The organism is uncultured Modestobacter sp. (genome assembly GCF_947486615.1).
GTDB lineage: Bacteria > Actinomycetota > Actinomycetes > Mycobacteriales > Geodermatophilaceae > Modestobacter.
Map to the genome: position 1 here is coordinate 236577 of NZ_CANKUD010000002.1, position 26098 is coordinate 262674.

Here is a 26098-nt window from a genome sequence, read left to right on the forward strand (position 1 = left end):
CATGCGGCTCCATGACGACCAAACCACCCGTCGGACAGCCATCGCCGTGGTGGGTGCGCATGGTTTCGTCGGACGCGCCGTGGTCGCCGCCCTGACCCGGCAGGGGATCCCCACGGTGGCCTGCACCACCACGTCCCCGGCCGTCCGTGACGGGCAGTTGATCCCGGAGGTGGCCCGAGCCCGCGGTGTCCTGGTGGTCGCCGGCCGCAGCAACCCGGCCCTGGCCGAGCGGGATCCCGACTCCGCAGCGCAGGAGCTCGCCGAGACCCGGGAACTCTCCAGGCTGCTGGCCGAGAGCAGCGAGGACGCCGGGACCGCGCAGCGGATCCTGGTGGCCAGCTCCGGCGGCGCGGTGTACGACGGCAACCAGCCTCCTCCCTACGCAGAGGGATCGCCGTTGGACCAGTCCAGCGCGTACGCCCGGCTGAAGCTGTCCGTCGAGGACGCTTTCCTCTCCTGCCGCAGCCCGTTGTCCGAGCGCACCGTGCTCCGGCTGAGCAACGTCTACGGGCCCGGCCAGCGCGTCGGGACCGGCCAGGGCGTGGTGGGGCACTGGTTCCAGGCACTGGCCCAGGACCAGACCGTGCGGCTCTTCGGCAATCCGCAGACCACCCGGGACTACGTGTACGTCGACGACGTGGCAGCAGCGTTCGTCGCTGCCCTGCAGGCGCCCTCGCTGCCGGCAGTGCTCAACATCGGTTCCGGCCAGCCCACGTCACTGGAGGAGCTGCTCCAGCTGGTGCTGGAGGTGGCGAAGGCCCCCCAGCACCCGATCGAGCGGGTAGGTGATCGACCGTTCGACCGCCGGAACACCTGGCTGGAGATCTCCGCGGCCCGAGCGGCCCTGGGGTGGGCGCCGGCGACCTCGCTCCGGGCCGGGCTCGCCCGGACATGGGAACACGTCGACGAACCGTCAGCGTGACTGCCGGTCACGGGCGGGCTCGACGCCCACCCGTGACCGGACGCGCCGCAGGCGTCTCCGCCGCGATGGATGACGTCGCCACGGCCCTGCACCCGTTCCTGGATCCTGCCGCCGCTGGATCCAGGGGAACCCCGGCGGCCGCCCGTCAAGCCCGCAGCGACCGCGCCCGGCTCCGCAGGCTCACCCGCACAGCCGCCTCTCCGGCACCGTCAGGTGTCGCCTCGCGAACGCACGATCAGGTCGGCGAGCAGGGTGAGCGTGAAGATGAGCAAGCCGCTGATGAACAGCAGGACGGCGTTCGTGGTGATCCCGAAGTCGTACCGGATCACGTCGATGATGCCCTTGATGAAGGAGAGCCCGAGGAGCGTCAACGCGATCGGCATGAGGACCTTGATCGGGTTGAAGTACATCACCATCCGCAGGACCTGCAGGATGTAGCGGTACGCGTCCTTGGTGAAGTGGAACTTCGACTTGCCCGCACGCTTCGCATAGTCGATCGGCATGTAGTCGACCGGGTGCTGGTTGGACAGGAACGACATCGTGATCGTCGTGACGCAACTGAAGCCGGGTGGCAAGAGGCGGAGATAGGGCAACGAGACGTCCCGCCGGAAGGCACGCAGCCCCGAGTTCAGGTCGGGGATCTTGGTGGACGACAGCTTCTCCGCGACCTTGCGGATGACCCACTTGGCCGGGACGCGCAAGAGCTTGTGCGTGCCCTCCTCGGTGGTCCGGGCACCCACGACCTGATCCACCCCCGGGTTGTCCTGGAGGTGACGGACGAACTCCGGGATCCGCTCGTTCGGGTACGTCATGTCCGCGTCGGTCCACACCACGATCCGGCCGAAGGCCTCGCGGGTGCCGATGCGACGAGCGGTTCCGGAGCCACCGTTGGTCCGGAAGGGCATGAGCCGCATGTGGGGGTAGTCGGGCAGCGCGGCTTCGAGGACCGCCAGAGTGCCATCGGTCGACTTGTCGTCGATGACGAGCAGCTCGTAGCTGTACTCGCTCGCATCCATGGCGGCCGTGATGCGCTTGATCTCGTCTACGACGTGGTCCCGTTCGTTGTAGCAGGGCAGCACGACCGTGACGTCCAGCGTGTTCTCACCGGTCGGCTGATCGGTCGAGGACACCGACAGATGACCCGGCGGCGTCACGCGGACGGTCTGGATGGAAGCTGTTTCAGCAACAGTTGGCGACGTTCCGGTCACGACAGGCGAGGCTACCTGGTGCCGGAGCCCGCGTCCGGGACCTGGTGCAACTTCTTCTCCCAACGGACAGTTGATCAGTCGGACCCAGCGGCGGTTGCCTGTCCGCGCGCGCTGCGGAACGCGCCACGGTCGGACAGCAGCTCAGTTCTGCTGGTGACGGAGACCCCCGGCCGGGACGCTCGCCGGCTCGGCACCGGCCGATGCCTCCCGCTCATCGGTGCCCGAGAGCGGGCGCCGATCCGTCGAGTACGGAGCAGGAACCGGTTGCCCCACGGACCCGAGCTCGTGGAGCGCGCTGACCCGCCCCAGGAGCAGAGCCAGGGCCAAGGCGCAGAGCACCAGCGAGGACAGGAGCCCCGCGATGACGATCGGGGACCAGGGCGACCAGCCGAGGAACAGGTCGACGGCATCACCCCAGGACCGGCCGGGTTCGACGTAGTAGATGCGGAACCCGAAGCCCAGCCCCAGGAGTGCGACCACCAGACCCACCGCGGCGACGCCGCCACCCAGCCAGACCCCCGACAACCGGGCCACCCGGCCGATGCGGACGAGTCCTGCAGCAAGGAGGGCAGCCAGCGGGACGATCAGCACGAACAGGTACCGCCCCTGGAGACCGGGCAGGTTCAGCGTGTGCAGGTGCGCGGAGTACGTCGTCGTGAACAGGATCCCGACGGTCAACCCGAGCCCGAGGAGGATGATCAGTCGCGCACCGAGGCGCCGCCGTGACAGCAGCCCCACGCCGCACAGGACGAGGAAGACCCACAGCAGGCTGAGGGTGAACCAGTCCGGCATGGGAGCCTCGAGCAACCCGATGTCCCCGAAGAAGCTCTGCCGGATGCGCCGAGCGAAGATCTCGGCGAACTCGAAGATGCCGAGGGGTGACATGGCCCCCTGGGGCGTGTAGTACGCCGCCGGCTGCAGGGAGCCGAAGCGCACGATGTTCAGCGCCCACCACCAGCCGCCGAGCACGAAGGCACCCGCCATCACCAGGCCGGTCGACACCGCCGCAGGCCTCCCCCAGTCCCGGAGCGCGCCACCCCGACTGCGCCGGTAGGCGAGGGGGATCGCGAGGAAGGCACCGGGGATGAGCGACAGCGCGGTCCCCTTCGTCCATAACGCCGCGGCGACCGCGAGGCCGAGCACCAGCAAGCGCCGTCGGCTCGGCCCTGAACAGAGGACCTTGAGCAGCGCCGCCCACAGCACGGCGGCCACTGCGATCGCCGCCGCGTCGTTCGTCACCGAGCCACCGACGAAGCCGAGTTGAGGCACCAGCAGGGGGGCGAAGGCCGCGAGCCTGCCCGCCCACTCGAGACCGGTGAGCTCTCGCGCCGCGACGAAGCAGGAGACCGGCACCGTCACCGCGATCATCAGGGCACCCAGGGCCCGCAACAGGAAGAGCGCCCGGTCGTAGCGCCACTCGCCGACCTGCGCCGCGTCGTAGACCACAGCGGCGAGCGCGTAGTAACCCGGCGGGTGCTGTGTCATCTGATCGATCGACCTGGTGTCCGTCGGTTCGTCGTCCAGCCCGTCCAACGACTCCCGCTCCGCCACCCCCGTGGGTGGCACCTCGGCGAACCGCAGGCTGTCCGGGCCTCCGTTGACCGATCCGGGCAGGTACGTCCGCTTCCCGTCCTGCGTCGAGCCGGACAGCTCCCGCGCGTCGATCACCTCCTCCCGGACGAACGCATCTCCGGGCTTCGGCCATCCGTCGCCCTCCGCGAGCCGAACGACGCTGTTGAGGTGCTGGACCTCGTCGGGCGCGCGGAAGCCGGGCGTCAGAGCCGCCCATGACAGAGACACCAAGAGCAGGAGCAGCGAAGCCAGGACCACGAACCACACAGACGGGTTGCTCCGCCTGAAGCGACTTCCCGCCGGCACCATCCACCTCACAGCGGGCTCACTTCCGGACGTCCAGCGGGACACGAGCATGGCCTTTCGCTAGCGCGGGTGGATCCGCCGAACCAGGTACCGACTCCCCGGGTGCGAGCCGCCTCTCAGCGCGCCGAGAGTAGCCGAGCGTGTCGACGCGCCGCCGTGTCGACACCCCCGAGGGAGCACCGCCGCCCGACGACCGACCACGAGCTGGGCCATGCTGTCGCGCCGTACTGTGACCGTCCGTGGACACGCTGCCGACCGTCACGGCCCTGGTGGTCACGTGGAACGGCCGAGAACTGCTCATCCCGTGCCTCGAGTCCCTCGCCGCGCAGACCCTTCCCCACCAGGTCGTCGTCGTGGACAACGCCTCGACAGACGGGACCTCGGAGATGATCCGGACCCGGTTCCCCACCGTCCAGGTGGTGCAGAACCGGACGAACCGGGGATTCGCCGGCGGGGCCGAGGACGGGTTGCGGATGGTCGACACGCCCTTCGTGGCACTGCTGAACAACGACGCCGTCGCCGAGCCCACCTGGCTGCAGCACCTCACCGAGGCGATGGACCGTCATCCCGAGGCAGCCGCCGTGACCTCCCGGATGCTGTTGGCGGGCGTGACGCCACCGACGATGAACAACGCGGGCGTCGTCCTCCTCGACGACGGGTACGGAGCCGACCGCGGCTTGGGCCAGGACGCCGGCAGCTTCGACGAGGAGGCGGAGGTGTTCGGCTTCTCCGGGGGTGCGGCGCTGCTGCGGGTGGCTGCGGTCCGGTCCGTGGGCGGCTTCCCGGCCCCGTTCTTCCTCTACTACGAGGACACCGACACCTCGTGGCGCCTTCGCCGAGCCGGCTGGCAGGTGCGCTACGAGCCCACGGCAGTGGTGCACCACCAGCACTCCGCCAGCTCGGACCAGAGTTCGCCGTCCTTTGCTTACTGGAACGAGCGGAACCGCCTGCTGATGCACGTACGCTGCGCTGCCGCCGGCCGCGCGGTGGCGGTCTGGCTCCGGTTCCTGGTCACCACGGCGTCCCTCGCTGCTCGACGACTCGTCGGCGGCCCGCCGCCCCCGGCCCACCAGCAACGCGTGCTGCTGCGCGCGAGGGCCTTCGCGGGTGCGGTGCGCCTGCTGCCGTGGGCCCTGCTCAGCCGCCGGCGCCCACTCTCCCCTCGCTGAGCCGGCCAGCTGGGACCGACCGGCTCAGCACCCAGGGCCCACGGCTCAGGCCCGGAGCTGATCAGGGATGGCTTGCGTCCAGTAGCTGTCCCGCATCAGCTCCTGCCGCCAGCGGTTGCGCAGCGTGTCCACTTCGCTGATGGCGACCCGCCGCGGGCGAGACCGCGACTCGTAGTGGTAGAGCACCGCGTGCGGGGTAACCAGAACCCGTCGTCCCGTGCCCGTGACCTTGAAGCTGAAGTCGACGTCGTTGAAGTTGACCGGTAGTGCCCGGCTCAACCCACCGACCTCGTCGAACACCGCGCGGGGGAACAGGGCGCAGGCCCCGGTCACCCCGGTGACCTCACGATCCACCAGGTAGCCCGCCGACGGCCCGGTCGCGTCGGCCGGCTCCCCCGCGGCGGTGTGCACGACGTGCCCGCGACCGACGTGGAGACCGAGGTGCTGGATCAGGTCGTTCTCGTAGAGCAGCTTGGCACCCACCATGCCGACATCCGGCTCGAGCAGGCCCACCATGGTCGTCAGCCAGTCGGGAGTGACGACCTCGGTGTCGTCGTTCAGGGTCACCAGGAGGTCGCCTCGGGCGGCGTGGACACCGCTGTTCACCTGCCCGGAGTAGTTGAACGGTCCGGTGTGCTCCAGGATCCGGACCCGGCTGCGGGAGAGCGCCCGCAACTCCTCGACCACCTCCGGCGGAGTGGCCCGATCGGCGATCACCACCACCTCGATGTTCGGGTAGGTGGTCCGTTCGACGACCGACCGCACCGCCTCGACCACCAGCACCCGCTCCACGCCGCGCACCGACGCCGTGGTGCCGCGGGTGGGGACGACGATGCTGACCAACGGGAGCTCCCGGAGCTCGCGCCGCACGCGGTAGACCCCGATGGGGTGCACCTGCTCCACCGTGCCCTGCCGACCGGTCCGCTCCAGGTGCTCGCTCAGCGCCCGGCGGGCGGCGGCGAAGACCGCTGCGTTGTCCGCTCGGTGGGACACCGAGCCCGGGTGGATGCGCCAGTGGTAGAGCACCTCGGGCACGTGCACGACCTCGCGGGCTCGTTCGGTTGCGCGCAGCGCGAGGTCGTAGTCCTGGCTGCCGTCGAACCCGGCACGGAAGCCGCCCACCTCGGCCAGCAGGCTCCGCCGGTACACCACGAGGTGGCCCAGGTACATCTGCCCGCGGAGCCGCTCGGGCGAGAAGTCCGGCTTGCGGAACGGGTCCCCGAGCCTGCCGTCGTGGATCTGGTCCTCGTCCGAGTAGAGGACGTCGGCCTCCGGATGCGCTTCGATCGCGGCCAGCATCCGTTCCAGCGCCTGGGGGGCGAGCCGGTCGTCGTGGTCCAGCAGCGCCACGAACTGGCCGCGGGCTGCTGCCAGCCCGTGGGAGCTGGCACCCACGATCCCCAGGTTGGTGGCCAGCGGTTCGAGCCGGATCCGGGGATCCCCGGCAGCCAGGTGGTCCAGCGCTGCGGTCAGCTCGGGCGAGTCCGAACCGTCGTCGACGAGCACCAGCTCCCACGAACGCTCGGACTGCGCCTGCACCGAGCGGACCATCTCCCCCAGGTGCCCGGGGTCGGTCCGGTACACCGGCACCAGGACGGTGAACGTCGGGTCCGCACCCGAGGAACCGCCAGACACAGCGGTCATCGCCGCCGGCGGAACCGCCGCGGGACCGCCACCGGCGCCATGACCAGCCGGCCGAACTTCCAGGTCGCGCTGGCCCGCAGCTCCGACAGCTGCCGCACCGACTCCGCGTGCAGCCTGTCCAGCTCCGCGCGCAACTGCTGCTCCTGGAGCCGGCTGTGGTGGAGGTCGGCGTGCACGCTGGCCAGGTCCACGTTGATCGCGTCGACCTGGACCTGGGCGTCCGCGTACGCGTTCTCACTGCGCAGCCTGGCCTGGGTCAGCTCGGCTCGCAGACCGATGAGCTCGTCCACCAGACCGAGCCGCACGAGCTGGTCGGCATGGTCTCCCCCGTCGCGGAGCTCCACCAGGTCGTCCACCACCCGGTCGCGGTCGGCGGTCACCTCGGCCCGCTCCCGCTCGGCGAGCTCGACGGCCGCCTGCAGGTCGTGGACCTGCTGCGCCAGCTCCTCGCGCTCCGGCCCGCCGGTCTGCTGCAGCCGGTCCAGGTCCCGCTGGGTCTCCAGCAGCGCCTGTCGCTTCGCCACCACCTCGCGGGACAACGGCGACACGAGCGCCTCGTAGCGAGCGACGAGCTCGACCGGGGTCAGCTCCGCCTTCTCGTAGACCACCGCCCACGGGGACAAGAAGGAGGCATCGACGTCGGTCCGCCGGAAGAAGCCGTGCCGGGCGAAGTCCGCCGCCCAGGAGGCGGGCGTCCGCACGTTGATGTGCGTCGGCTCGGTGAAGTCGTCGGGGGTGGAGGAGATCAGCAAGGTGTCCGCGGCCGCGCAGAGGTTGCCGATGGCGCGCTGCGCATCGGGCGGCGACATGTGCTCGAGCACCTCGATGCAGGAGACCAGGTCGTACCGCTCGGTGAACGGCCGGGTGAGGTCGCGCACCTCCAGCCGCTCCCGCAGCCCATCCGGTGCACCGGCGACGGCGAACTCGGAGATGTCACCGCCGCGGGCGTCGACCCCCCGCTCGAGCAGGGCGCGCACGAACAGCCCGATGGCGCACCCCGCGTCGTACGTGCGCGCCGGGGCGAACGTGGCGACCACGGCATCGGCCACGGCACCGAAGAACTGCTTCCAGTGCGGCTCCTCGTAGGTGTAGGGCGGGCCCAGGTGGCCGTCGAAGTAGAACGCCGAGTAGTCCGCCGACGTCGTCCCCGCGGCACCGTCGGTGCGCTGCTCGGTCATGCCGCTCCTTCGTTCCCGCCGCCATCGTCGGCGCCACGGGTCATCGGTGTGGTGTGCTGGTCTTCGAGCTGCCCGTGCACGGCCGGCTGAACGGCAGGCAGGTACTCGTCATGCTCCATCATGGTGCGCCAGCGGCGCAGGATCACGTCGCGCTCCCAGGAGAGCAGCCGGGCGATCCGGGTCTGCGACTCGAAGTGGAAGAGCTCGGCGTGCGGGGTGTAGACGATCCGCTGGCCGCGCCGGCGGATCTTCAGGCAGAAGTCGACGTCGTTGTAGTTGAGCGGGAGGATCTCGGAGAAGCCGCCCACTGCGGCATGGTCGGCCGCCCGGACGACCGCACAAGCAGCCGTGACCCCGGAGCGGGCGCCGGCCAGCTGCGCGCTGCCACCCAGGGCCAGGGTGTTCGCCGGCCAGCCCAGCAGCGGATGCCCGGCATGGCCGTCGCGGTAGCCGTGGCCGACGTGCTGCAGCGAACCGTCCTCCAACAGCAGCTTGGCGCCGACCAGCCCCACATCGGGATCGACCAGGTGCCCTGTCATCGCCGCCAGCCAGTCGGGCGACAGGACCTCGACGTCGTCGTTGAGGAAGCACAGCAGCTCACCGGTCGCAGCGACCGCACCGACGTTGCACTTGCGCGAGAAGTTGAACGGCTCGTCGAACAGCACGGTCCGCAGTCCGTCGCCGACGATGTCCGCCAGTTCGTCGAGCACCGCCTGCGGCGTGTCGGCGTCATGGACGACCACGAACTCCACCAGCCCGGGGAACCGGTCCGGGACCCAGACCGAACGGGCCAGCTCCACGACGTGGCACCGCTCGACCCCGCGCACCACCGAGCTGCTCCCCCGGGTCGGGACGACGATGCTCACCCTGGCGTCGGCGGGTGGAGTCAGCCGCACCCACTGCCCGATGACCCGACCCCGCACCTCGACCGGGGTCACGTCGTCGACTGCCAGCCCGCGGCGGGCGCAGCTCGCCCGCGCCGCTGCGGCTGCATCCGTCGGCCGGACCAGCGGTGCACCGAGGTCCGCGCGACGGCGCACCAACGGCTCGGGGACATGGCCACCTGACCCACCCTCGGCGGCGCGCAGCACGAGGTCGTACCACTCCGCGGTCCCCATCCGCGGGTCGGGACCACCGAGCTCGCGCAGCGCAGACCGGGAGATCGCGACCCCGGCGGCGAAGTCCGGCTGGGCCAGCAGCAGCTCGGGCGAGGCCGTCGGCTTCTCCCACCGGTGCCAGGCCGAGCTCTCCCCGTTCCGCGGCAGCAGCTCGTCGCTGTAGAGCCAGCCGCCGTCACCTGCCGCAGCCCCCAGGCACCCGACCGCTTCCGCCGCCAGCGTGTCCCCGACCGGCAGGACCAGCAGCAACGCGCCGGCGGCGACGCGCAGCCCTTCGGCGAGCATCTCCCCCGGGGTCGCAGGGTGGACCACCACCCGGCTGTCCTCCGCAGGCCCGGTGAGGGACGGCGGAGCTGGGACTCCCGAGACCGTGACGACCACCCACTGCCAGCGGGGATCGTGCTGCGCACGCAGCGAAGCCCAGGTCGCGGTCAGCAGGTCGGCAGCCGGTTCCCCACCGGCATCGGCGTCGAGGACGGTCACCACCGTCAGCGTCGGGTCCGCCCCCTCACCCTCGAACCGCCACTCCTCGTCCCTGCACCCGGCCCGGGCCGCCGCCGAACCGCTCACCTCTGCCGGAACCTCCCGCGGGCGAGCCGAGCCGCCCGGGCACCGAGCTTCTGAGCCAGGAGCTGCGGGCCACCATCGCGCAGGTAGGTGCGCACCAGCGCGGCGTCACCCCGCACCCCCTGCCACGGGGGCTCCACCACGGAGACCCCGCGGCCGGTGTCGAGCCGGCCGTCGGCATCCAGCAGATCGTCCGCGCGGCGAGGGTCGCGGCAGAACGCGCGCAGCGGCTCCAGGACGCTCGACCACTGGTACTCCGGCACGATGCCGGCCAGGTTCGCCCGATAGCGGGCGTTCACCTCACTGTCGCTCAGCAGCGTGGTCAGCACCTCGGCCAGCCGCTCCACGTCGCCGGCGGGGACGGTGCAACCGAGTTCCCGCTGCTCGACCAGGGTGGCGAGCGAGTCGCCCTCGGTGCACACGATCGGCAACGAGGACCAGATGTAGTCCAGGATCCGGGTACGGAAGGAGAACGCCGTCTCGACGTGGTCCAGGTGGGTGCTGACCCCGATGTCGCTCTCCAGCAGGAAGTTCTGCCGCTCCTCGTAGGGCACCCACTCGTAGTTGAAGATCACCGTGCTGCCCAGCAGCCCGAGTTCCTCGGCCAGCTCACGGGCCTGGGTGGCCATCCGCATCTCCGGCACGGCCGGATTGGGGTGCTTGACACCCATGAAGAGCAGCCGCGCCTCCGGGACCCGGTCCCGAACGAGCGCCATGGCGCGGATCAGCGTCAGCGGGTCGAACCAGTTGTAGATGCCGCCGCCCCACAGCACGACCTTGTCGTCCTCGCCGATGCCCGGGAGCACACCCTTGACGCTGCGCCGGGTGGCGACGGGCGGCTGGTCCTCGACGCCGAACGGGACGACCGTGATCAGCGAGCCCAGCGTCTCGTCACGGTCGTACACCGCGGGGTTGACCCGGCCCAGGCCCGCCATCTGGCCGAGCCAGAAGTCCCGCTGCTTCTCCGAGGCGCACAGGAAGAAGTCGCCCCGGAGGATCTGCTCGTTGAGGACCCCGGTGGCCGACTGCACCACGTTCCGGCGTCCCTCGGGACCGAGGTCCTTCGCCTGCTCCAGCTGCTCCAGGTGGAAGGGGTCGTACATGTCGACGACGATCGGCTTCCGGCTGGCACGGAGGACGGGGTACTCGTGCATCAGGTACCCCTGGAAGACGATGACGTCCGCCCAGCGCTCGAGCTCGGCCATGTCCGCCTGCGTGGCCACCCGCCGCGTGGCGAAGTCGCTGCGCTGGAGGTCGCACACGGACGTCGTGGCGAGCACCACCTCGTGGTCCCCGGCCAGCGCCTTGGCGATCTGCAGAGCACGGATCGCCGGCCCGGCCATCCGCGCGGCGAGCGTGTCGCCGGTGAGCACGAGCACCCGCCGGCGAGCCCGGAAGGGCACGTCGACCTCGAAGGCCGCGCTGGCCGACTGGAAGTCGCGGACGAAGTCGATGTCGGGGATGTTCGGCACGAGGGGCATGCCGAACATGCGCAGCACCTCGCCGTCACTGCGCCGCCGGGCTCCCTGGACCTCCGCCCGGCTGCGGTCCAGCGAGGCCAGCTCCCGGACGAAGGCGTCGACGGCGTAGGCCGAGGCCAGCATCGTCTTGGACACCTCGGCCGTGGCCGGCTCGTCGGGGATCGGCGGCGTGACGGCGAGGTCCAGCGCCGAGCTGTCGGCGCCGCCGAGCACGACGCCGCGCCGGACGGCCAACGCGAGCGCCGGGGCGAGGAACCGGGCCAGGTTCTCGTCGCCGTAGTTCTTGTAGATGGTGAACAGCGCGTTCCGCTCGAGGAGGAACTGCTCGCGCCAGGCCCCGAGCTTGGACATCGAAGCGTGGTGCTTGTGCAGGACCAGGGCCCTGGGCACGTAGCGGACGCGGTGGCCGGCCAGCCACAGCCGCCAGCCCAGGTCCACGTCCTCGAAGAACATGAAGTAGCGCTCGTCGAAGCCGCCGACCTCCTCGAAGGCCGACCGGCGGACGACCAGCGCCGACCCGGTGCCGAACAGCACGTCGCGCGGGTCGTCCCAGCTGCCGTCGTCGACGGCGCCGACGTGCATCTTGAACCCCTGGCCGTACCAGGAGAGGGCGCTGCCCACGAAGTCGACGCGTTCACCGGACCAGTCCACGACCTTGGCCGCCACCGCCCCGATCGCGCTGTCCTGCAGGGCGTCGACGGCGGCGCCCAGGAAACCCGGCTCCGGCCGCGCGTCGTTGTTGATGAACGCGAGGTGATCGGTGCGGACCCCGCGGGCGCCGAGGTTGCACCCGCCCGCGAAGCCGAGGTTGCGGTTGGAGGCGATCACCTCCACGCCCGGGGCTGCCTCCCGGATGCGGCTCACGTCATCCCCGCCGCTGGCGTTGTCCACCACACGCACGCGGAGGCGGTCCTGCGGCCAGTCCAGCGCCTTGATGCCCTCGAGGCAGGCGATGGTGTCCTCGGCGCCCTTGTAGTTGACCACCACGATGGTGACCGAGTCGCTGTTCGTGGTCTTCATGATCTCCTCTTGGAATCCGGAACGGGCGCGCGCCCCGCGGGTCCGGCGACCGGACACCCGAGCCCGACCGCCAGCACCCTCGCCGTGCCGTGCGGGCACACCCTCACCGGGTGGACGGGGGGGACTCGCTCCGCAGGTCCCAGGAGCCACCCAGGGACATGACGCCGTAGTGGTCTCGCGGCGTACCGGGGATGACGTGGAAGCGGAGCACCTTCTCCCGGTGGTCGAAGGCGTGCACCACGCTGCGGTCGAAGACCGCAGCGGTGAGGTCGTAGGTCCCCGGCGTCAGCATGAGACGCGACACGTGCAGGTCCAGGTGACCGGTGCCGTGCAGAGTGCCGGTGCGGACCTCGGCGTCCCGGGTGTTGGGCCCGGTGACGTGCACCCCCTCCAGGGTGTGCAGGGCGATGCCGAACACCGGCTCGACCACCGGTGCCGCCGCCTCCCAGTGCAAGCGGACGACCACGTCGTCGCCGGTCGACACCTTCGTCGTCGACTGTCCGCCGGAGAGCACCTCGGCGCCGGTCAGCCGGACCTCGCCGCTACCCCAGCGGCTGTGCCCGGCCCCCTCCTCGGCGGCCGGCGCCTCCTCGACGACCCGGTCCTCGTGCGAGGCGCCGACGTACTCGTCCACCAGGTCCTCGGGCCGACCCACACCCTTGAGCTTGCCGTGGTCGAGCCAGGCGACCTCGTCGCACATGCTCCGCATGGTGCCGAGTGCATGGCTCACGATCACGACTGTCCGACCCTCGGCGCGGAAGTCGGCGAACTTCTCCATGCACTTGCGCTGGAAGGACTCGTCACCCACCGCGAGCACCTCGTCGACCATCAGGATCTCGGGATCCACGTTGATCGCCACGGAGAACCCCAGCCGCACGTACATGCCCGAGGAGTAGTTCTTGACCGGGGAGTCGATGAACGTCTCCAGCCCGGCGAAGTCGACGATCTCGTCGAACTGACGGTCGATCTGCTTGCGCGACATGCCCAGGATCGACCCGTTGAGGTAGACGTTGTCCCGCCCGGACAGTTCCGGGTGGAAGCCCGCGCCCAGCTCGAGCAACGCCGAGACCTTGCCGTTCACCTGGGTGCGACCGTGATCGGGCACCAGGATGCCGGCCAGGCACTTCAGCATCGTGCTCTTGCCCGAGCCGTTGTGACCGATCAAGCCGAAGGTCTTGCCGGTCGGGATGGTCAGGTCGACGTCCCGGAGAGCCCAGAACTCGTCGAACTTGGCCCTGCGGCCACGCATGAACGCGGCCTTCAACGACTGGTTTCTCTCGTGGTACAGCCGGAAGCGCTTGGAGACCCCAACGGCCTCCACGGCCACGTCGCTCATCTCGGTCCCCCGATCACAGTTCTTCGGCGAGACGCCCGGAGAACCTGTTGAAGACGGTCCACCCCACGCAGATCGACGCCGCCGCGGACAGCAGGATCACCAGGATGGTGCTCAGGCTGGGCACCTGGTGCTCGTACAGCAGGTCTCGGAAGGCCTCGACGTAGTGCACCAGGGGGTTGGCGAAGTAGAGCGAGTCTATGTGCAGCCGCGCGACGAGCGAATCCGGTGACACGTCGGACACCAGGGTGATCGGGTAGATCACCGGCGTCGCGTAGAAGAGCACCTGCAGACCGATCGCCACGAAGTGCGCCGAGTCCCGGAAGTACACGTTCGCGACCGCGAGCATCAGTCCGAGGCCCGTGGCGAAGACGGCGAGGACCACCATCAGCAGCAACGTCGGCACCAGCCAGATCAGCGGGTTCACGCCGAAGACGAGGAGGGCCACGGCGAGCACGGCCATCTCGATCAGGAAGGTGACGAAGAGCGACGCGGTGGTGGCCAGCACGAGGAGCTCACGGGGGAACGAGGTCTTCTTGATCAGGTTGGCGTTGCCGAGCAACGACCCCATCCCCCCGTTGACCACGCCGCTGAAGTAGTTCCACGGCAGCAACGCGCACAGCAGGAACAGCGTGTAGTTCTGCACTCCACCTGCACCCACCGTCGGCGTGACCCGGAGGATGGCACCGAAGACGACGCTGAAGATGAGAGTGCTGGCGAGCGGGTTGAGCAGCGACCAGAACCAGCCGAGCGAGGTCCCCTTGTACTTGCCCCGCAGCTCGCGCATGACCAGGTTGCCGAGCAGCTCCCGGCTGGCGAGAGTGACACGCAACTGAGAGATCGTGTCCTCCTATGGTCAACAGGTGACCCTCGGTCACCCACGTCCGGGTCAGCCTACAAGCCCCGGTCGGCCACCCGCGCTCCGCCGCGTAACTTGGTCACCCGTGCGCATCGGCCTGGACGCGACCCCGTTGCTCGGACCACGGACCGGGATCGGCCGCTACGTGGAGCACCTCCTGGCCGCTCTGGCGCAGCCGCGGTCGGGGGACGAGTTCGTGGCCACCGCCTTCACCGCCCGCGGCGCCGGCGGCCTCGCCGCCACCCTGCCCGCCGGGGTGTCCGCCCGCGGCCGGCCCGTCCCGGCGCGCGGCCTGCGCTGGGTGTGGGAACGCAGCGAGCTGCTGCCGGTCGAGCTGCTCACCGGCCGCCTGGACGTCTTCCACGGCACGAACTTCGTCCTCCCGCCCTCCGGAGCGGTCGGCGTGCTCACCGTGCACGACCTGGCCTACCTGAGGCACCGGGAGACCGTGTCCGCCGACTCCGCCCGGCTGCCGGACCTCGTCGGACGGGGGATCGCCCGTGCCGCGGTCGTGTGCACCCCCAGCTCCGCGGTGGCCCAGGAGGTCCTCGAGACCTATGCCCTGCCCTCCGACCGGGTCGTGGTGACCCCGTTGGGGGTCGACCCCTCGTGGGCCGCGGCACGTCCGCTCCCCACCGCCCGCAGCGCGGAGCTCGGGCTCACCGAGCCCTACCTGCTCTTCGTCGGGAACGTGGAACCGCGGAAGAACCTGCCGATGCTGCTGCGGGCCTACGCAGCGGCGCACGCCACCTCGGCAGGTGATCTGCCGACGCTGGCGCTCGCCGGCCCAGCCGGCTGGGGGCCGCCCCTGGAGGTGCCCCCGCAGCTGGCCAGCCGCATCGTCCGACTGGGGTACCTGGGCCAGGCCGAGCTGCAGCAGGTGGTCGCCGGCGCACGCGCGCTGGTCTTCCCGTCCCGCTACGAGGGCTTCGGGCTGCCGCCACTCGAGGCCTTCGCCACCGGAGTGCCCGTCCTGGCCGCCGACATCGCAGCGGTCCGGGAGACGGTGGGGTCGCTGGCCCACCTCGTCGGACCCGAGGACGAGGACGGCTGGGCGGCGGCGATGCTGGCCACCGGCGGTGCCCACGACGCTGCCGGCGCCGAGGCAGACCGCCGTGCGGTGGCTGCCCGGTACACCTGGGCAGCCACCGCGCAGCGGACCGTGGACGCCTACCGGCGCGCCGCCGACCGGTAGCCCGGGAATCGGGTCACCGCACGGTCACCTTCCTGCACCCCAGCGACGGGTTGAGCGTCCCCGCCCCCTGGTTGATGCCGAAGACGCACACGGTGTGGTCCCCCGCGGCGAGCTGTCCCGACCAGGTGAACCCGTGCATGGGGCCCGCCTCGGGGTGGGCCCGCCCCACGTCGCTGCGGGGGCCGTTCGCCGCCACCGCCGACCTGGCCACGCCGTCGACGTACACGTGGACGGTCAGCGCGTTCATCGGGACGTCCGGGTCGAACGCCCACCCGGTCGCCACGACCGAGCTGCCCGTCACGGCGACGCCGTCCAGCGAGCCGACCGGGGCGTGCGGCGGCTCGGTGACCGTGACCGTCCGGCACCCCACTGCGGGGTTCCCGGACCCGGCGCCGACGTTGATCGCGTAGACGCACACCCGGTGGGTGCCGGAGGCGACGGTGCCCGACCAGCTGAACCCGTGGGCAGCACCGGCACCGGGGAACGCCGCGGCGACATCCGGCCGGCTCGCACTCGCCACCGATGACCCGACCAGCTTCCCGCCCAGGTACACGTGGACGACGAGTGGCTGGGTCGGGACGTCGACGTCGTAGCTCCAGCCCCGCACCGCGAGGGTGCCGACCGCACCGGTGGCCACGTCCAGGGACCCCACCGGGTTGGCCGCGACGCCGCCGACGGTGGTCACCGTCCTGCACCCCAGCTTGGTGTCACCGGTGCCGTAACCGACGTTGAGCGCGTAGACGCAGACCTGGTGCCGGCCGGCGGCGACCACACCCGTCCAGGTGTAGCCGGTGGTCGCGCCGGCGCCGCTCAACGCCCGCTGGACGTCAGGCCGGGGCCCCGTGACGCCGACCCTCGCCTGGGAGGTCCCGTCGACGCGCACGTCGACCGTCAGCGGACCCGAGGGCACGTCCGGGTCGTACGCCCAGCCGCCCAGCGAGACCGTCCCACCGGTCGCCACCACCCTGTCCAGCGAGCCCTTCGGGTCGTAGGCGTCGGGGTTCGCCACGGTCACCACGGCACAGCGGAGCGCGGTGTTGGTCGACCCCAGCCCCACGTTGATCGCGTAGAGGCAGACGGTGTGCTTGCCGGCGCTGACCGCCACGGTGCCGGCGAAGCCGTGCGCGGCGTCGATGCCGAAGGCGTTCGCGACGTCGGTGCGGGTCCTCCCGGCGGTGAGGCTCGCGGCGAAGCCGCCGTCGACGTAGACGTGGACGGCCAACCGGGCCGAGGTGCTGTCGGGGTCGAACGTCCAGCCGCTCACGCTGATCTGCCCCGGCTGGCCGACCAGGGCGTCCACCGCCCCCCTGGGCGCACCGGCGTCCTGGTTGTCGACGGTGCGGCAGCCCAGCTGGGGGTTGACCCAGCCGTTCCCCACGTTGATCGCGTAGACGCAGACCGTGCGGGCGCCCAGCCCGGCGGTGAACGACGTCCGGTAACCGTGGTACGCCCCGGCGCGGGGGTGGGCCGCCGCCACGTCGGGCCGGCTGGCCGAGGCGCTGGTGCCGGTGGCCAGGACGCCGTCGACGTACACGTGCACGGCGAGGGCCGTGGTCGGCTGGTCCGGGTCGAACGCCCAGCCGGAGACCGTGATCTTGCCGTAGCTGGAGCTGACCGCGTCGAACGACCCGAGCGGTAGCGACGCGTCCGCGGAGGCGGACTGCGTGGAGCCGAACCAGTCGGTGAAGTACAGCCAGAAGTTCCGGTTGCCGTACGCCGAGCAGGCGTCGCCGCTGCCGTACCCGGCCACCAGGGCAGCCGCGTTGGGCTGGTACGGGGTGTAGATGTACAGCCCGGCCGTCGCCTGGTTGCGGATGAACACCGACGTCGACCCGCAGGCGCGGTTCGGGTTGTAGAGGACCGAGCTGGTCTGCCCGGCCCGGTAGCCGAACGACGTCGGGTGGGCGGCGTACCGCTGGAACTGCCGGGCGGCCGCGTACACCTGGTTCTGGAAGCCGTAGTAGGCGGTGTCGCACGCGGCGGTGTCCGGGCAGGCGAAGCCCATCGTCTTCTGGTACCGGGTGGCGTTCAGCGACGACCCGGTGTTGGTGACCAGCGACTGCTCCTTCTGCATGATCACCAGGAGCACGCGAGGGCTGATGTCGCAGGACCGGGCGACCCTGGTGATGATCGTCGCGGCGCTCTCGTTGGCCACCCCGGTGTAGCCGGCGCAGTAGGCGTCCGCCGCCCGGTCCGTCGTCGTCTGGGAGTACGCCTTGAGGCAGGGCGTGCCGTCGCTGCCTGTCTTGCACGCCGCGCCCTTGACGTCGAGGAAGGCCTGCACCTCGGTCGCCGACATGGCGGCTCCGTCGAAGAACAGGTCGTCGCTGATGATGCTGCCGGGGTCGAACGACCCGGTGTCAGCCGCCGTCGTCAGCCCCGCGCTGGTGTCCACCTGCCGGTCGTGTGATCCCCCGACCAGGACCGCAGCTGCTGCCAGCGCCAGCAGAGCGACGGTCAGCGCCATGCGCCGGGCCACGACCGTCACGAGGACGGCACCACGAGCGTCTGCGCGGGAGACGCCACGTCCGCGCTGCCCGAGGAGTACTGCAGCACCCCGTTCCAGGTACCCGGGGAGAGCTGCGCCGCCGGCACGGTGAACCCGCCGCAGACCGTGGTGCTGGCGTCCGCCATCCCGCTGAGCTCGGCGGTCACCGAGACACCGTCCCGGGTCAGCACCAGGGTGCAGCTGCCACCGTCCTCGATGACGCCGCTGACGTACCCGGCTGCCTCGACGCCGTCCGCATCGGCGTTCCAGTCCAGGTACGCCAGGACGGCAGTTGCCGCGGCACCGGTGGGCACCGGGGCGTCCGTGGCGATCGTGGACCCGGGGGCCGGCTCCAGGCCGCTGAGCTGCTGACCGACCGTGGTGCTGGCGGCAGCGACCGGGACGTCCGTCTCCGCGACGGTCCCGGTCGGCGACGGTGCGCCGGTCGTCGCCGCTGCCCCGGTCGAGGGACGGGTGGCCCCGTCGGGTCGGGTGACTAGGTAACCGCCGGCGACCAAGGCCAGCGCCACCGCCACCGCCCCGACGAGCCGCCACGTCCGGCTGCTCCGTGACCTGCTCATGCTTCTCCTCCAGCTCGCGGGACGGCGGTGCGGGACTGCGTGCGGCCGACGGTGCCGACGCGGACGGCGGCCCCCACCGGCTCAGCCGACATCGCGGCAGCCCAGTGTCGTGTTGGTGGTGCCCACGCCGACGTTGATCGCGTAGGCGCACACCCGGTGTGCGGACGCGGCGACCGTCACCGACGACTGGTAGCCGTGCCCGGCTCCGAAGGCCGGGTACACGGCGGCCACGTCCGGCCGGTGCGCATCTGCCGTCAGGAAGGTGGCCACGCCGTCGACGTACAGGTGCACCCGGACCGGGGCGGTGGGCTGGTCGGGATCGGCCGCCCACCCGCGCACCGTCAGCGTCGTCCCCGAGAGGGTGGCCTCGTCGAGCGAGCCCACCGGGTCGTAGGCCGCCGCGGCCACGGTGACGCTCGCGCAGCCGATCGACGGGTTGCCCGACCCCTGCCCGGTGTTGATCGCGAAGGCGCACACCCGGTGCACCCCCGCCGTGAGCACGGTGCTGGTGGAGAACCCGTGCGCCGATCCCGTCCCGGGGAAGGCGCTGGCCACGTCGGCCCGGGTGGCGCCGGTGCGGACGGCGGTGACGGGCACGCCGTCGACGTAGACGTGCACCGCCGTCGGGCTGAGCGGGGCGTCATGGTCCAGCGCCCAGCCCCGGACACTGGCCGTCCGGCCGTCCCCACCCAGGGTCACCGCGTCGAGACTGCCCGCGGGGTTCCAGGCGGCCGCGGCGACGGTGACCGGGCGGCACCCCAGCGACGGGTTCCCCGCACCCGCCCCGCTGTTGATCGCGAAGGCGCACACGGTGTGGCTACCGGCGCCGAGGGTCAGCGTGGCACTGAAACCGTGCTGGGTGCCGGCACCGAAGGCCGTCAGCAACGTGCTGGTCGCCGTGCGGGCACCGGCGGTCACCGCCCGGGTCGCGACGCCGTCGACGTACACGTGCACCCTGGTGCTGCCGGTCAGCGCATCCGGGTCCACCGCCCACCCGGTGACGGTGGCGGTCCGGCCGGAGACGGTCGCCGCGGTCAGCGCGCCGACCGGGTTGCTCGCGGCCGCGCCGCGGACGACCGTGCCGCAACCGAGCGAGGGGTTCACCGAACCCGCTCCGACGTTGACCGCGTAGACGCACACGGTGTGGCTGCCCAGCGCGAGGTCGACCACGGTGCTGAACCCGTGGCCCGTCCCGGCTCCTGGGAATGCCCTCCCGATGTCCGACCGGGTCGTGCTGGCCCTGACCGCCTTGACCGCCTTGCCATCGACGTAGACGTGCACCATCAGCGGGGTCGTCAGGCTGTCCTCGTCCAGGGCCCAGCCCCGGACCAGGAGCCGGTCACCGAAGACGGTCCGTTCGTCGACGGCCCCCTTGGGCACCGGGTTCGGAGCAGCGACGGTGACCGTGCGGCAGCCCAGGCCGGCGTTGCTGCCCGGTCCCCGGTTGATCGCGTAGACGCACACCTGGTGGTCACCCGCCGAGGCGGTGAGGGTGCCGCTGTAGCCGTGGGCGCTGCCGGCGCCCGGGTACGCGGCCGCGACGTCGGGCCGCGACCGGCCGGCGGTCCACGCCACCATGGGCTTGCCGTCGACGTAGACGTGCACGGTCAGGCTCGTGGTGGGCGCGTCGCCGTCCCACGCCCACCCGGACACCGACAGCGAGCGGATCCCGCCGCTGACGACGTCCAGGCTCCCCTGCGGCTGGGAATAGAGCCCGACCCGCTGGGCAGTGAGGGCTCGGACGGTGCCCAGCTGCGCGTAGCCGTACAGACCGGGGCAACTGGTGGTGCCGACGTCCCGGTGCCCGAAGATCGTCGGCAGGCTCACTGCGGTGCCCGCCGGGTACCTCGCCGTCCCACCGCCACCGGAGGTCAGCGTGGTGCGGCCGGTCGGGTTGACGCCGTAGAGGGAGAACTTCCAGGCGATGATGTCCGCGACCGCGCTGATCATCGCCGGCGTCGTCGGGGCGGTCTCGTAGTTGCCGAGCATGGAGACGCCGAACGTGCCCGTGTTGAACCCACCAGCGTGGGCGCCGACGACCGTGCTGGACAGTCCGCCGTAGCGGCCCTCCCAGAGCCGGCCGAACTTGTCGGCGATGACGTTGTAGCCGATGTCGCCCCACCCGCGGCTGACGGTGTGGTACTGGTAGATCGACCGCATGATCGCCGGGACCTGGTCAGCGGAGTAGTCGTTGCTGTCGGCGGTGTGGTGCAGCGTCGCTGCCTTGATGGTCGGCGCGTACTCGGGATCCCAGGTGCGGATGGCCTCGTTCGCCCCCCACTGGGCGCGGCTGTACACGGCCGGCATGGTGTCGGCTGCCTCGGCGGTGTCGGTGATGTCCGGGCCCGCGAGGGCGGCGTCGGCCTCGCTGGCACCCGGGTCGACCAGGTGCAACTGGACATCGGTGGGCTCGGCCCCGGACCGGGTCACCAGCTCCGCTTCGACTCCGGTGCTGGGACCGGTCCACAGCGGCGAGGTGCCGCCGCGCAGGTCGCTGCCTCTGCCGGCGGACTCGTCCTGGTCGGCGTCCTCGACGGTGACCTCGGTCCACCCGCCCCAGGCGCCGTCGGCGTCCCGGACCCGGACCTGGACCAGGGTGTCGGTGACGGCCGGGTCGTACGCCCAGGTCACGCCGACGAGGCTGAACTCCGGGGTGTCGAGGTCGGACACCGTCAGCGCGGGCTCGTCGGCCGGGACCCCGCCGACCGGTTCCGTGGTGCCCGGCTGCACGTCGGCCTCGACCGCCGGCTCCTCCACCGACCCCATCTCCACGACGTCCGCGGACGTCGTCACCGGTTCGGGGGCGGGGGACGGCGCGGCGTACACGGGCAGGATGAGCACCGTCCCCGTCAGGGCGAGGAAGGCGAGCAAGCTCACCAGGAACCGTTGCACCAGGCGTCCTCCGATGAGACGAGAGCGAGTTCCACCCGGACGGGCGGTTGCAGTCAGTCTCATCGGCACTCCGAGGAGTCACCTTGACCAAGAAGCGCCAGAATCCGGCCGCGAACTTGGCCATCAGGTGCTTGACGGGTCCTCTCGTCCCGTCACCAGCCGGAGCGGGGAGGTCAGTCCCGGAAGCCCTCCTGCATGGCCAGCCGGAGCGCCTCGCGCCAGGGGCGCGGTGCGGTCAGCCCGCTGCCGGTCCACGCCGACCCGTCGAGCACCGAGTACGCCGGACGAGGTGCCGGTCGGACGAACTCGGCACTGCTCGTCGGCTGCACCCGGGCCGGGTCGGCGCCCAGCTCCTCGAAGACCGCGCGGGCCAGCCCGTGCCAGCTGACCTGGCCGCTGTTGGTGTAGTGCAGCACCGGCGGGACGTCACCGTCCCGCTCCCCGAGCTCGACCAGCCCGCCGGCCAGGTCGGCCGACCAGGTGGGCGACCCCACCTGGTCGTCGACGACCGAGAGCGTCTCGCGCTGGGCCTCCAGGTTGGTCATCGTGCGGACGAAATTGCCACCGTGCCGCCCGTACACCCACGCCGTCCGCACGACCGTCGCGTCGCCGCCCACCGCCGCGATCGCCTGCTCCCCCGCCAGCTTGGTGCGGCCGTACGCCGAGCGGGGCGCGGTCGCCGCGTCCACCCGGTACGGCTCGGTCGCCGAACCGTCGAAGACGTAGTCGGTGGAGACGTGCACCAGCCGGCCGCGGCCGGCCGTCTCCTCGGCCATCCAGCCCGGGGCGGCGCCGTTGACCAGCTGGGCGGCGGCCTCGTCGGTCTCCGCGGCGTCGACCGCGGTGTAGGCGGCCGCGTTCAGCAGCACGGCCCGGGAGCCGGCCGACCGGTCCAGCCAGTCGCGCACGCCCGACCGGACGGAGGACTCGTCGGTGAGGTCCATCTCGGCCCGGCCGACGGCCGTGACCTGGTCGTCCGCGCGACCGGAGAGCAGCTCGAGCAGGTCGTGGCCCAGCTGCCCGCGGGCGCCGGTGACCAGCCAGCTGATCGCTGCCGCGGTGCTCACGAGTGGGCCGTGGCCGCGGCGGCCTTCAGCGGCTCCCACCAGGCGCGGTTGTCCCGGTACCACTGGACGGTCAGCGCGAGCCCGTCCTCGAAGCCCATCCGGGGTGCGTAGCCCAGCGCGCCGGTCTTGGAGTAGTCGACCGAGTAGCGGAGGTCGTGACCGCCACCGCGCGGGTCGACGATGTGGTCGACGTAGCTCCAGTCGCGGCCGGTGGCCTCCAGCAGCTTCTCGGTGAGCTCCCGGTTGGACAGCTCGCGCCCGCCGCCGATGTTGTAGTACTCGCCCGGGGCGCCCTTCTCCAGCACCAGCTGGATGCCGCGGCAGTGGTCGTCGACGAACAGCCAGTCGCGCACGTTGGCGCCCTCGCCGTACAGCGGCACCTTCTGCCCGTCCAGCAGGTTGGTGACGAACAGCGGGATGACCTTCTCCGGGAAGTGGTACGGCCCGTAGTTGTTGCTGCACCGGGTGATGGAGATGTTCATCCCGTAGGTCTTGGCGTAGGCGCGGGCGATCAGGTCGCTGCCGGCCTTGGACGCCGAGTACGGGGAGTTGGGCTCCAGGATGTGGTCCTCGACCCAGGACCCCTCGTCGATCGAGCCGTAGACCTCGTCGGTGGAGACGTGCACCACCCGCCCCACCTCGGCCCGCAGCGCGGACTCGAAGACCTGCTGGGAACCCAGCACGTTGGTCAGCACGAAGTCGGCGGCGCCGGTGATCGACCGGTCGACGTGCGACTCGGCGGCGAAGTGGACGACCGCGTCATGGCCGGGCAGGGCGGCGTCCAGGTCTTCGGCCGAGCAGATGTCGCCCTGCACGAACCGGTAACGCGGGTTGTCGGCGACCGGGGCGAGGTTCGCGAGGTTGCCGGCGTAGGTGAGCTTGTCGAAGACGGTCACCTCGGCGTCCTCGAAGCCCGGGTAGCCGCCGGAGAGCATGGTCCGCACGTAGTGCGAGCCGATGAAACCGGCACCGCCGGTGACCAGGATGCGCATCTGAGAAGAGCCCTTCGAGTGACTGGGCGGACAGGTGGTGCTGAGCAGTCTCGCAGAACTGCGTGGCTGCCCTGCCTGGACGAATTCTGCACGTATCGTCGCCCGGACTCCGCCGCGAGACCCGAGGCGCGCTGCTCGATCGAGACGGCCGCCCCGACGTGAGGACAACTGTGTGAGCGACCACGACCACCCCGGGACCTCCCGTCCCCTGCCGCCCCGGCTCGACCCCCGAGCCGGGCGCGCTTCCCGTCACACCGCCGGAGACCGGACGGGCCGGACCGACCACTCCCGGCTGGCCGTCGGGGCCCGGGTCGTGGCCGGGCTGTTGTCGCTGGTGCTGCTGGGCACCAGCGGCTGGGGCTGGCACCTCGGCCGGGTGGCGGACGCCAGCGTCAACCGCACCAACGCCATCCCCACCTCGGGCAACGAGCAGACGGTGGACAGCGGCGAGGCGATGAACCTGCTGCTGGTCGGCAGCGACAGCCGGGCCAGCGCCAGCGAGGAGGAGCTCGCACAGCTGAACACCGAGGCCAACGCGGGCACGAACACCGACACCATGATCCTGGTGCACGTGCCCGCCGACGGGTCCGCGGCGTCCTTCGTCTCCTTCCCCCGCGACTCCTACGTGGAGATCCCCGGCTACGGCTGGGACAAGCTCAACGCCGCCTATGCCTACGGCCGCCAGGAGGCTCCGGACGGCGCGTCGGACGCGGCCGTCCAGGCTGCCGGCGCCCAGTTGCTGATCCAGACGCTGAGCTCGCTGACCGGGCTGAGGATCGACCACTACGCCGAGGTCGACCTGCTCGGCTTCTTCAAGCTCTCCTCCGTGGTCGGCGGCGTGGAGGTCAATCTCTGCGAAGCGGCGAAGGACAGCTTCTCCGGCGTCGACCTACCGGCCGGTGTGCAGACGATCAGCGGCGAGCAGGCGCTCTCCTTCGTCCGCCAGCGGCACGGCCTGCCCCGCGGCGACTTCGACCGGATCATCCGCCAGCAGACCTTCATCGCCGGGATGATCCGCAAGATGCTCTCGGACAACGTGCTGCTCGACCTGGGCAAGCAGCGTGAGCTGGTCCAGGCCGCCGCCGAGGCGCTGACCGTCGACCAGTCCCTGGACCTGTTCAGCCTGGCCTCGCAGATGCAGTCGGTCACCCCGGGGAGCATCGAGTTCCAGACCGTCCCCTACGTCGGCGACTCGACCGATGACGCCGGGCGCTACATCCTGGAGCTGGAGGACGAGGACGCCCTGCACGCCTTCTTCGCCGAGCTGGACGCCGAGCCGGAGGCCCCGGCGGAGGAGACGACGACGCCCGAGGCGCCGGCCACCGCGGCCCCCTCCGACGTGTCGGTGGAGGTCTACAACGGCTCCGGCACCTCCGGCCTGGCCGGCAGCGCCGGGACGGCGCTGACCGGCGCGGGCTTCGACGTCACCCTCACCGCGAACGCCGACTCCTCGGACTACACCGTCACCGAGGTCCGTTACGCCGCGGGGGACGAGGCGCTGGCCAACACCCTGCTCGCCCAGGTGCCCGGCGCCACGCTCACGGCCGCCGACGACGCGACCAGCGGCACGGTCCAGCTGGTGCTCGGCTCGGACTTCAACGGCGTGGGGCAGGCCCTGACGGTCCAGCCGGCGGCACCGACCACCGAGGGCGCGGACCAGCGGACGGCTGCCGACACCGGGTGCATCAACTGATGGCGTCCACACCCGCGGACCTGCTCACCGCTGCCCTCCGCCGGGACGCCGCCGCACCACTGGTCACCTTCTACGACGACGTCTCCGGCGAGCGCACGGAGCTGTCGGCCACGACGCTGGCCAACTGGGTGGCGAAGACGGCGAACCTGCTGCAGGAGGAGTTCGACGTCGGCCCCGGCAGGACGGTCGGCATCGCCCTGCCGGTGCACTGGCAGACCGCCGCAGTCCTGCTCGGTGCCTGGAGCTGCGGGGCCACGGTCTGGGAGACGGCCGCCGAGGACGACGACCGGCTGAGCGAGGCCGACGTCGTGCTGGCCGACGCCGACCGGCTGCCCGTGCTCGAGGAGCTGGGGCTGGACGAGCTGCTGGGCCTGTCGTTGCACCCACTGGGCATGGGCATGACCGGCTACACCGGGCCCGCCCGCGACTACGCGCTCGAGGTCCGGGCGCACGGGGACGTCTTCGCCCCCTGGCAGCCGGTGGACCCGTCCGGGCCCGGGCTCCGCGCCGGGGCACTCGAGCTGACGCTGGCCGGGCTGGTCGCGGCGGCCACCGAGCTGGCCGACCGGCTGGGCATCGTCGCCGGTGACCGGGTGCTGGTCGACGAGCGGACCGCGGTCGAGGCCGGGCCGGTCGCCTGGCTGCTCGCCCCGCTCGCCGCCGGTGCCTCGCTGGTGCTCTGCCGGGCAGCGGCGCCGGCCGGGCTGCAGCGCCGGGCGGAGACCGAGCGGGTCACCGCTACGCTCGGGCTGAAGCTCGACGGGATCCGCGAGCTGGGCCGCCCCGCCTGACGCTCCGCCCGCCCAGCCCTCG

At 71.6% G+C, this 26098-nt stretch carries 18 protein-coding genes; 5 read left to right on the forward strand and 13 right to left on the reverse strand.

From position 1 onward, the window contains the following. Window position 1 precedes the first annotated feature (1 nt). The gene (locus Q1A09_RS04440; protein ID WP_299952273.1) at window positions 2–922 is read left to right on the forward strand and encodes an NAD-dependent epimerase/dehydratase family protein; all 921 of its coding nucleotides are present in this window, start codon (window positions 2–4) and stop codon (window positions 920–922) included. Between the two features lie 209 nt (window positions 923–1131). On the opposite strand, the gene Q1A09_RS04445 is transcribed toward Q1A09_RS04440, so the two are convergent. Next, the gene (locus Q1A09_RS04445) at window positions 1132–2130 is read right to left on the reverse strand and encodes a glycosyltransferase family 2 protein (RefSeq protein ID WP_299952274.1); all 999 of its coding nucleotides are present in this window, start codon (window positions 2128–2130) and stop codon (window positions 1132–1134) included. A gap of 141 nt (window positions 2131–2271) precedes the next feature. Then, a complete protein-coding gene (locus Q1A09_RS04450) occupies window positions 2272–4059 on the reverse strand; it encodes a DUF2142 domain-containing protein (protein ID WP_299952275.1) in 1788 nt (595 codons plus the stop codon). A 188-nt stretch (window positions 4060–4247) separates the two neighbouring features. Here Q1A09_RS04450 and Q1A09_RS04455 point away from each other — a divergent pair, with 188 nt between their 5' ends. Further along, entirely contained in the window at window positions 4248–5177 is a 930-nt protein-coding gene (locus Q1A09_RS04455) for a glycosyltransferase family 2 protein (RefSeq protein WP_299952276.1), read from the forward strand. A gap of 45 nt (window positions 5178–5222) precedes the next feature. On the opposite strand, the gene Q1A09_RS04460 is transcribed toward Q1A09_RS04455, so the two are convergent. The 6 genes from Q1A09_RS04460 to Q1A09_RS04485 all read right to left on the reverse strand — a co-directional run bounded on the left by Q1A09_RS04460 (window position 5223) and on the right by Q1A09_RS04485 (window position 14350). Beyond that, entirely contained in the window at window positions 5223–6821 is a 1599-nt protein-coding gene (locus Q1A09_RS04460) for a glycosyltransferase (RefSeq protein WP_299952277.1), read from the reverse strand. Then, window positions 6818–7999 carry a class I SAM-dependent methyltransferase gene (locus tag Q1A09_RS04465; protein WP_299952278.1) on the reverse strand — a complete coding sequence of 394 codons (1182 nt, stop codon included), beginning with the start codon at window positions 7997–7999 and terminating at the stop codon, window positions 6818–6820. The genes Q1A09_RS04460 and Q1A09_RS04465 overlap by 4 nt, the downstream gene beginning before the upstream one ends. Beyond that, the gene (locus Q1A09_RS04470) at window positions 7996–9687 is read right to left on the reverse strand and encodes a glycosyltransferase (protein WP_299952279.1); all 1692 of its coding nucleotides are present in this window, start codon (window positions 9685–9687) and stop codon (window positions 7996–7998) included. The genes Q1A09_RS04465 and Q1A09_RS04470 overlap by 4 nt, the downstream gene beginning before the upstream one ends. Then, window positions 9684–12185 carry a glycosyltransferase gene (locus Q1A09_RS04475; protein ID WP_299952280.1) on the reverse strand — a complete coding sequence of 834 codons (2502 nt, stop codon included), beginning with the start codon at window positions 12183–12185 and terminating at the stop codon, window positions 9684–9686. The genes Q1A09_RS04470 and Q1A09_RS04475 overlap by 4 nt, the downstream gene beginning before the upstream one ends. A gap of 103 nt (window positions 12186–12288) precedes the next feature. Further along, the gene (locus Q1A09_RS04480; RefSeq protein ID WP_299952281.1) at window positions 12289–13521 is read right to left on the reverse strand and encodes an ABC transporter ATP-binding protein; all 1233 of its coding nucleotides are present in this window, start codon (window positions 13519–13521) and stop codon (window positions 12289–12291) included. 13 nt (window positions 13522–13534) lie between these two features. Continuing rightward, the gene (locus Q1A09_RS04485) at window positions 13535–14350 is read right to left on the reverse strand and encodes an ABC transporter permease (protein ID WP_299952282.1); all 816 of its coding nucleotides are present in this window, start codon (window positions 14348–14350) and stop codon (window positions 13535–13537) included. Window positions 14351–14462: 112 nt separating this feature from the next. Here Q1A09_RS04485 and Q1A09_RS04490 point away from each other — a divergent pair, with 112 nt between their 5' ends. Then, window positions 14463–15572: a glycosyltransferase family 1 protein gene (locus Q1A09_RS04490; RefSeq protein WP_299952283.1), complete on the forward strand. Its 1110-nt coding sequence runs from the start codon at window positions 14463–14465 to the stop codon at window positions 15570–15572. Window positions 15573–15585: 13 nt separating this feature from the next. Here Q1A09_RS04490 and Q1A09_RS04495 read toward each other — a convergent pair whose 3' ends face one another. The 5 genes from Q1A09_RS04495 to rfbB form a co-directional block, all read right to left on the reverse strand. Next, the gene (locus tag Q1A09_RS04495) at window positions 15586–18060 is read right to left on the reverse strand and encodes a hypothetical protein (protein ID WP_299952284.1); all 2475 of its coding nucleotides are present in this window, start codon (window positions 18058–18060) and stop codon (window positions 15586–15588) included. Continuing rightward, window positions 18057–18641 carry a hypothetical protein gene (locus Q1A09_RS04500; RefSeq protein WP_299952285.1) on the reverse strand — a complete coding sequence of 195 codons (585 nt, stop codon included), beginning with the start codon at window positions 18639–18641 and terminating at the stop codon, window positions 18057–18059. Before Q1A09_RS04500 ends, Q1A09_RS04495 begins: the two co-directional genes overlap by 4 nt. 81 nt (window positions 18642–18722) lie before the next feature. Next, window positions 18723–21533: an N-acetylmuramoyl-L-alanine amidase gene (locus tag Q1A09_RS04505; RefSeq protein WP_299952286.1), complete on the reverse strand. Its 2811-nt coding sequence runs from the start codon at window positions 21531–21533 to the stop codon at window positions 18723–18725. Between the two features lie 173 nt (window positions 21534–21706). After that, entirely contained in the window at window positions 21707–22600 is an 894-nt protein-coding gene (gene rfbD, locus Q1A09_RS04510) for a dTDP-4-dehydrorhamnose reductase (RefSeq protein ID WP_299952287.1), read from the reverse strand. Beyond that, complete coding sequence (gene rfbB / locus Q1A09_RS04515; RefSeq protein WP_299952288.1) at window positions 22597–23592, reverse strand: dTDP-glucose 4,6-dehydratase; 996 nt, start codon at window positions 23590–23592, stop codon at window positions 22597–22599. The genes rfbD and rfbB overlap by 4 nt, the downstream gene beginning before the upstream one ends. A gap of 313 nt (window positions 23593–23905) precedes the next feature. Between rfbB and Q1A09_RS04520 the strand changes: the two genes are divergently transcribed. Both Q1A09_RS04520 and Q1A09_RS04525 read left to right on the forward strand, forming a co-directional pair. Further along, window positions 23906–25285: an LCP family protein gene (locus Q1A09_RS04520; protein ID WP_299952289.1), complete on the forward strand. Its 1380-nt coding sequence runs from the start codon at window positions 23906–23908 to the stop codon at window positions 25283–25285. Next, on the forward strand, window positions 25285–26076 hold the full coding sequence (locus Q1A09_RS04525; protein ID WP_299952290.1) for a TIGR03089 family protein: 792 nt from the start codon (window positions 25285–25287) through the stop codon (window positions 26074–26076). Before Q1A09_RS04520 ends, Q1A09_RS04525 begins: the two co-directional genes overlap by 1 nt. The last annotated feature ends 22 nt before the right edge of the window (window positions 26077–26098 follow it).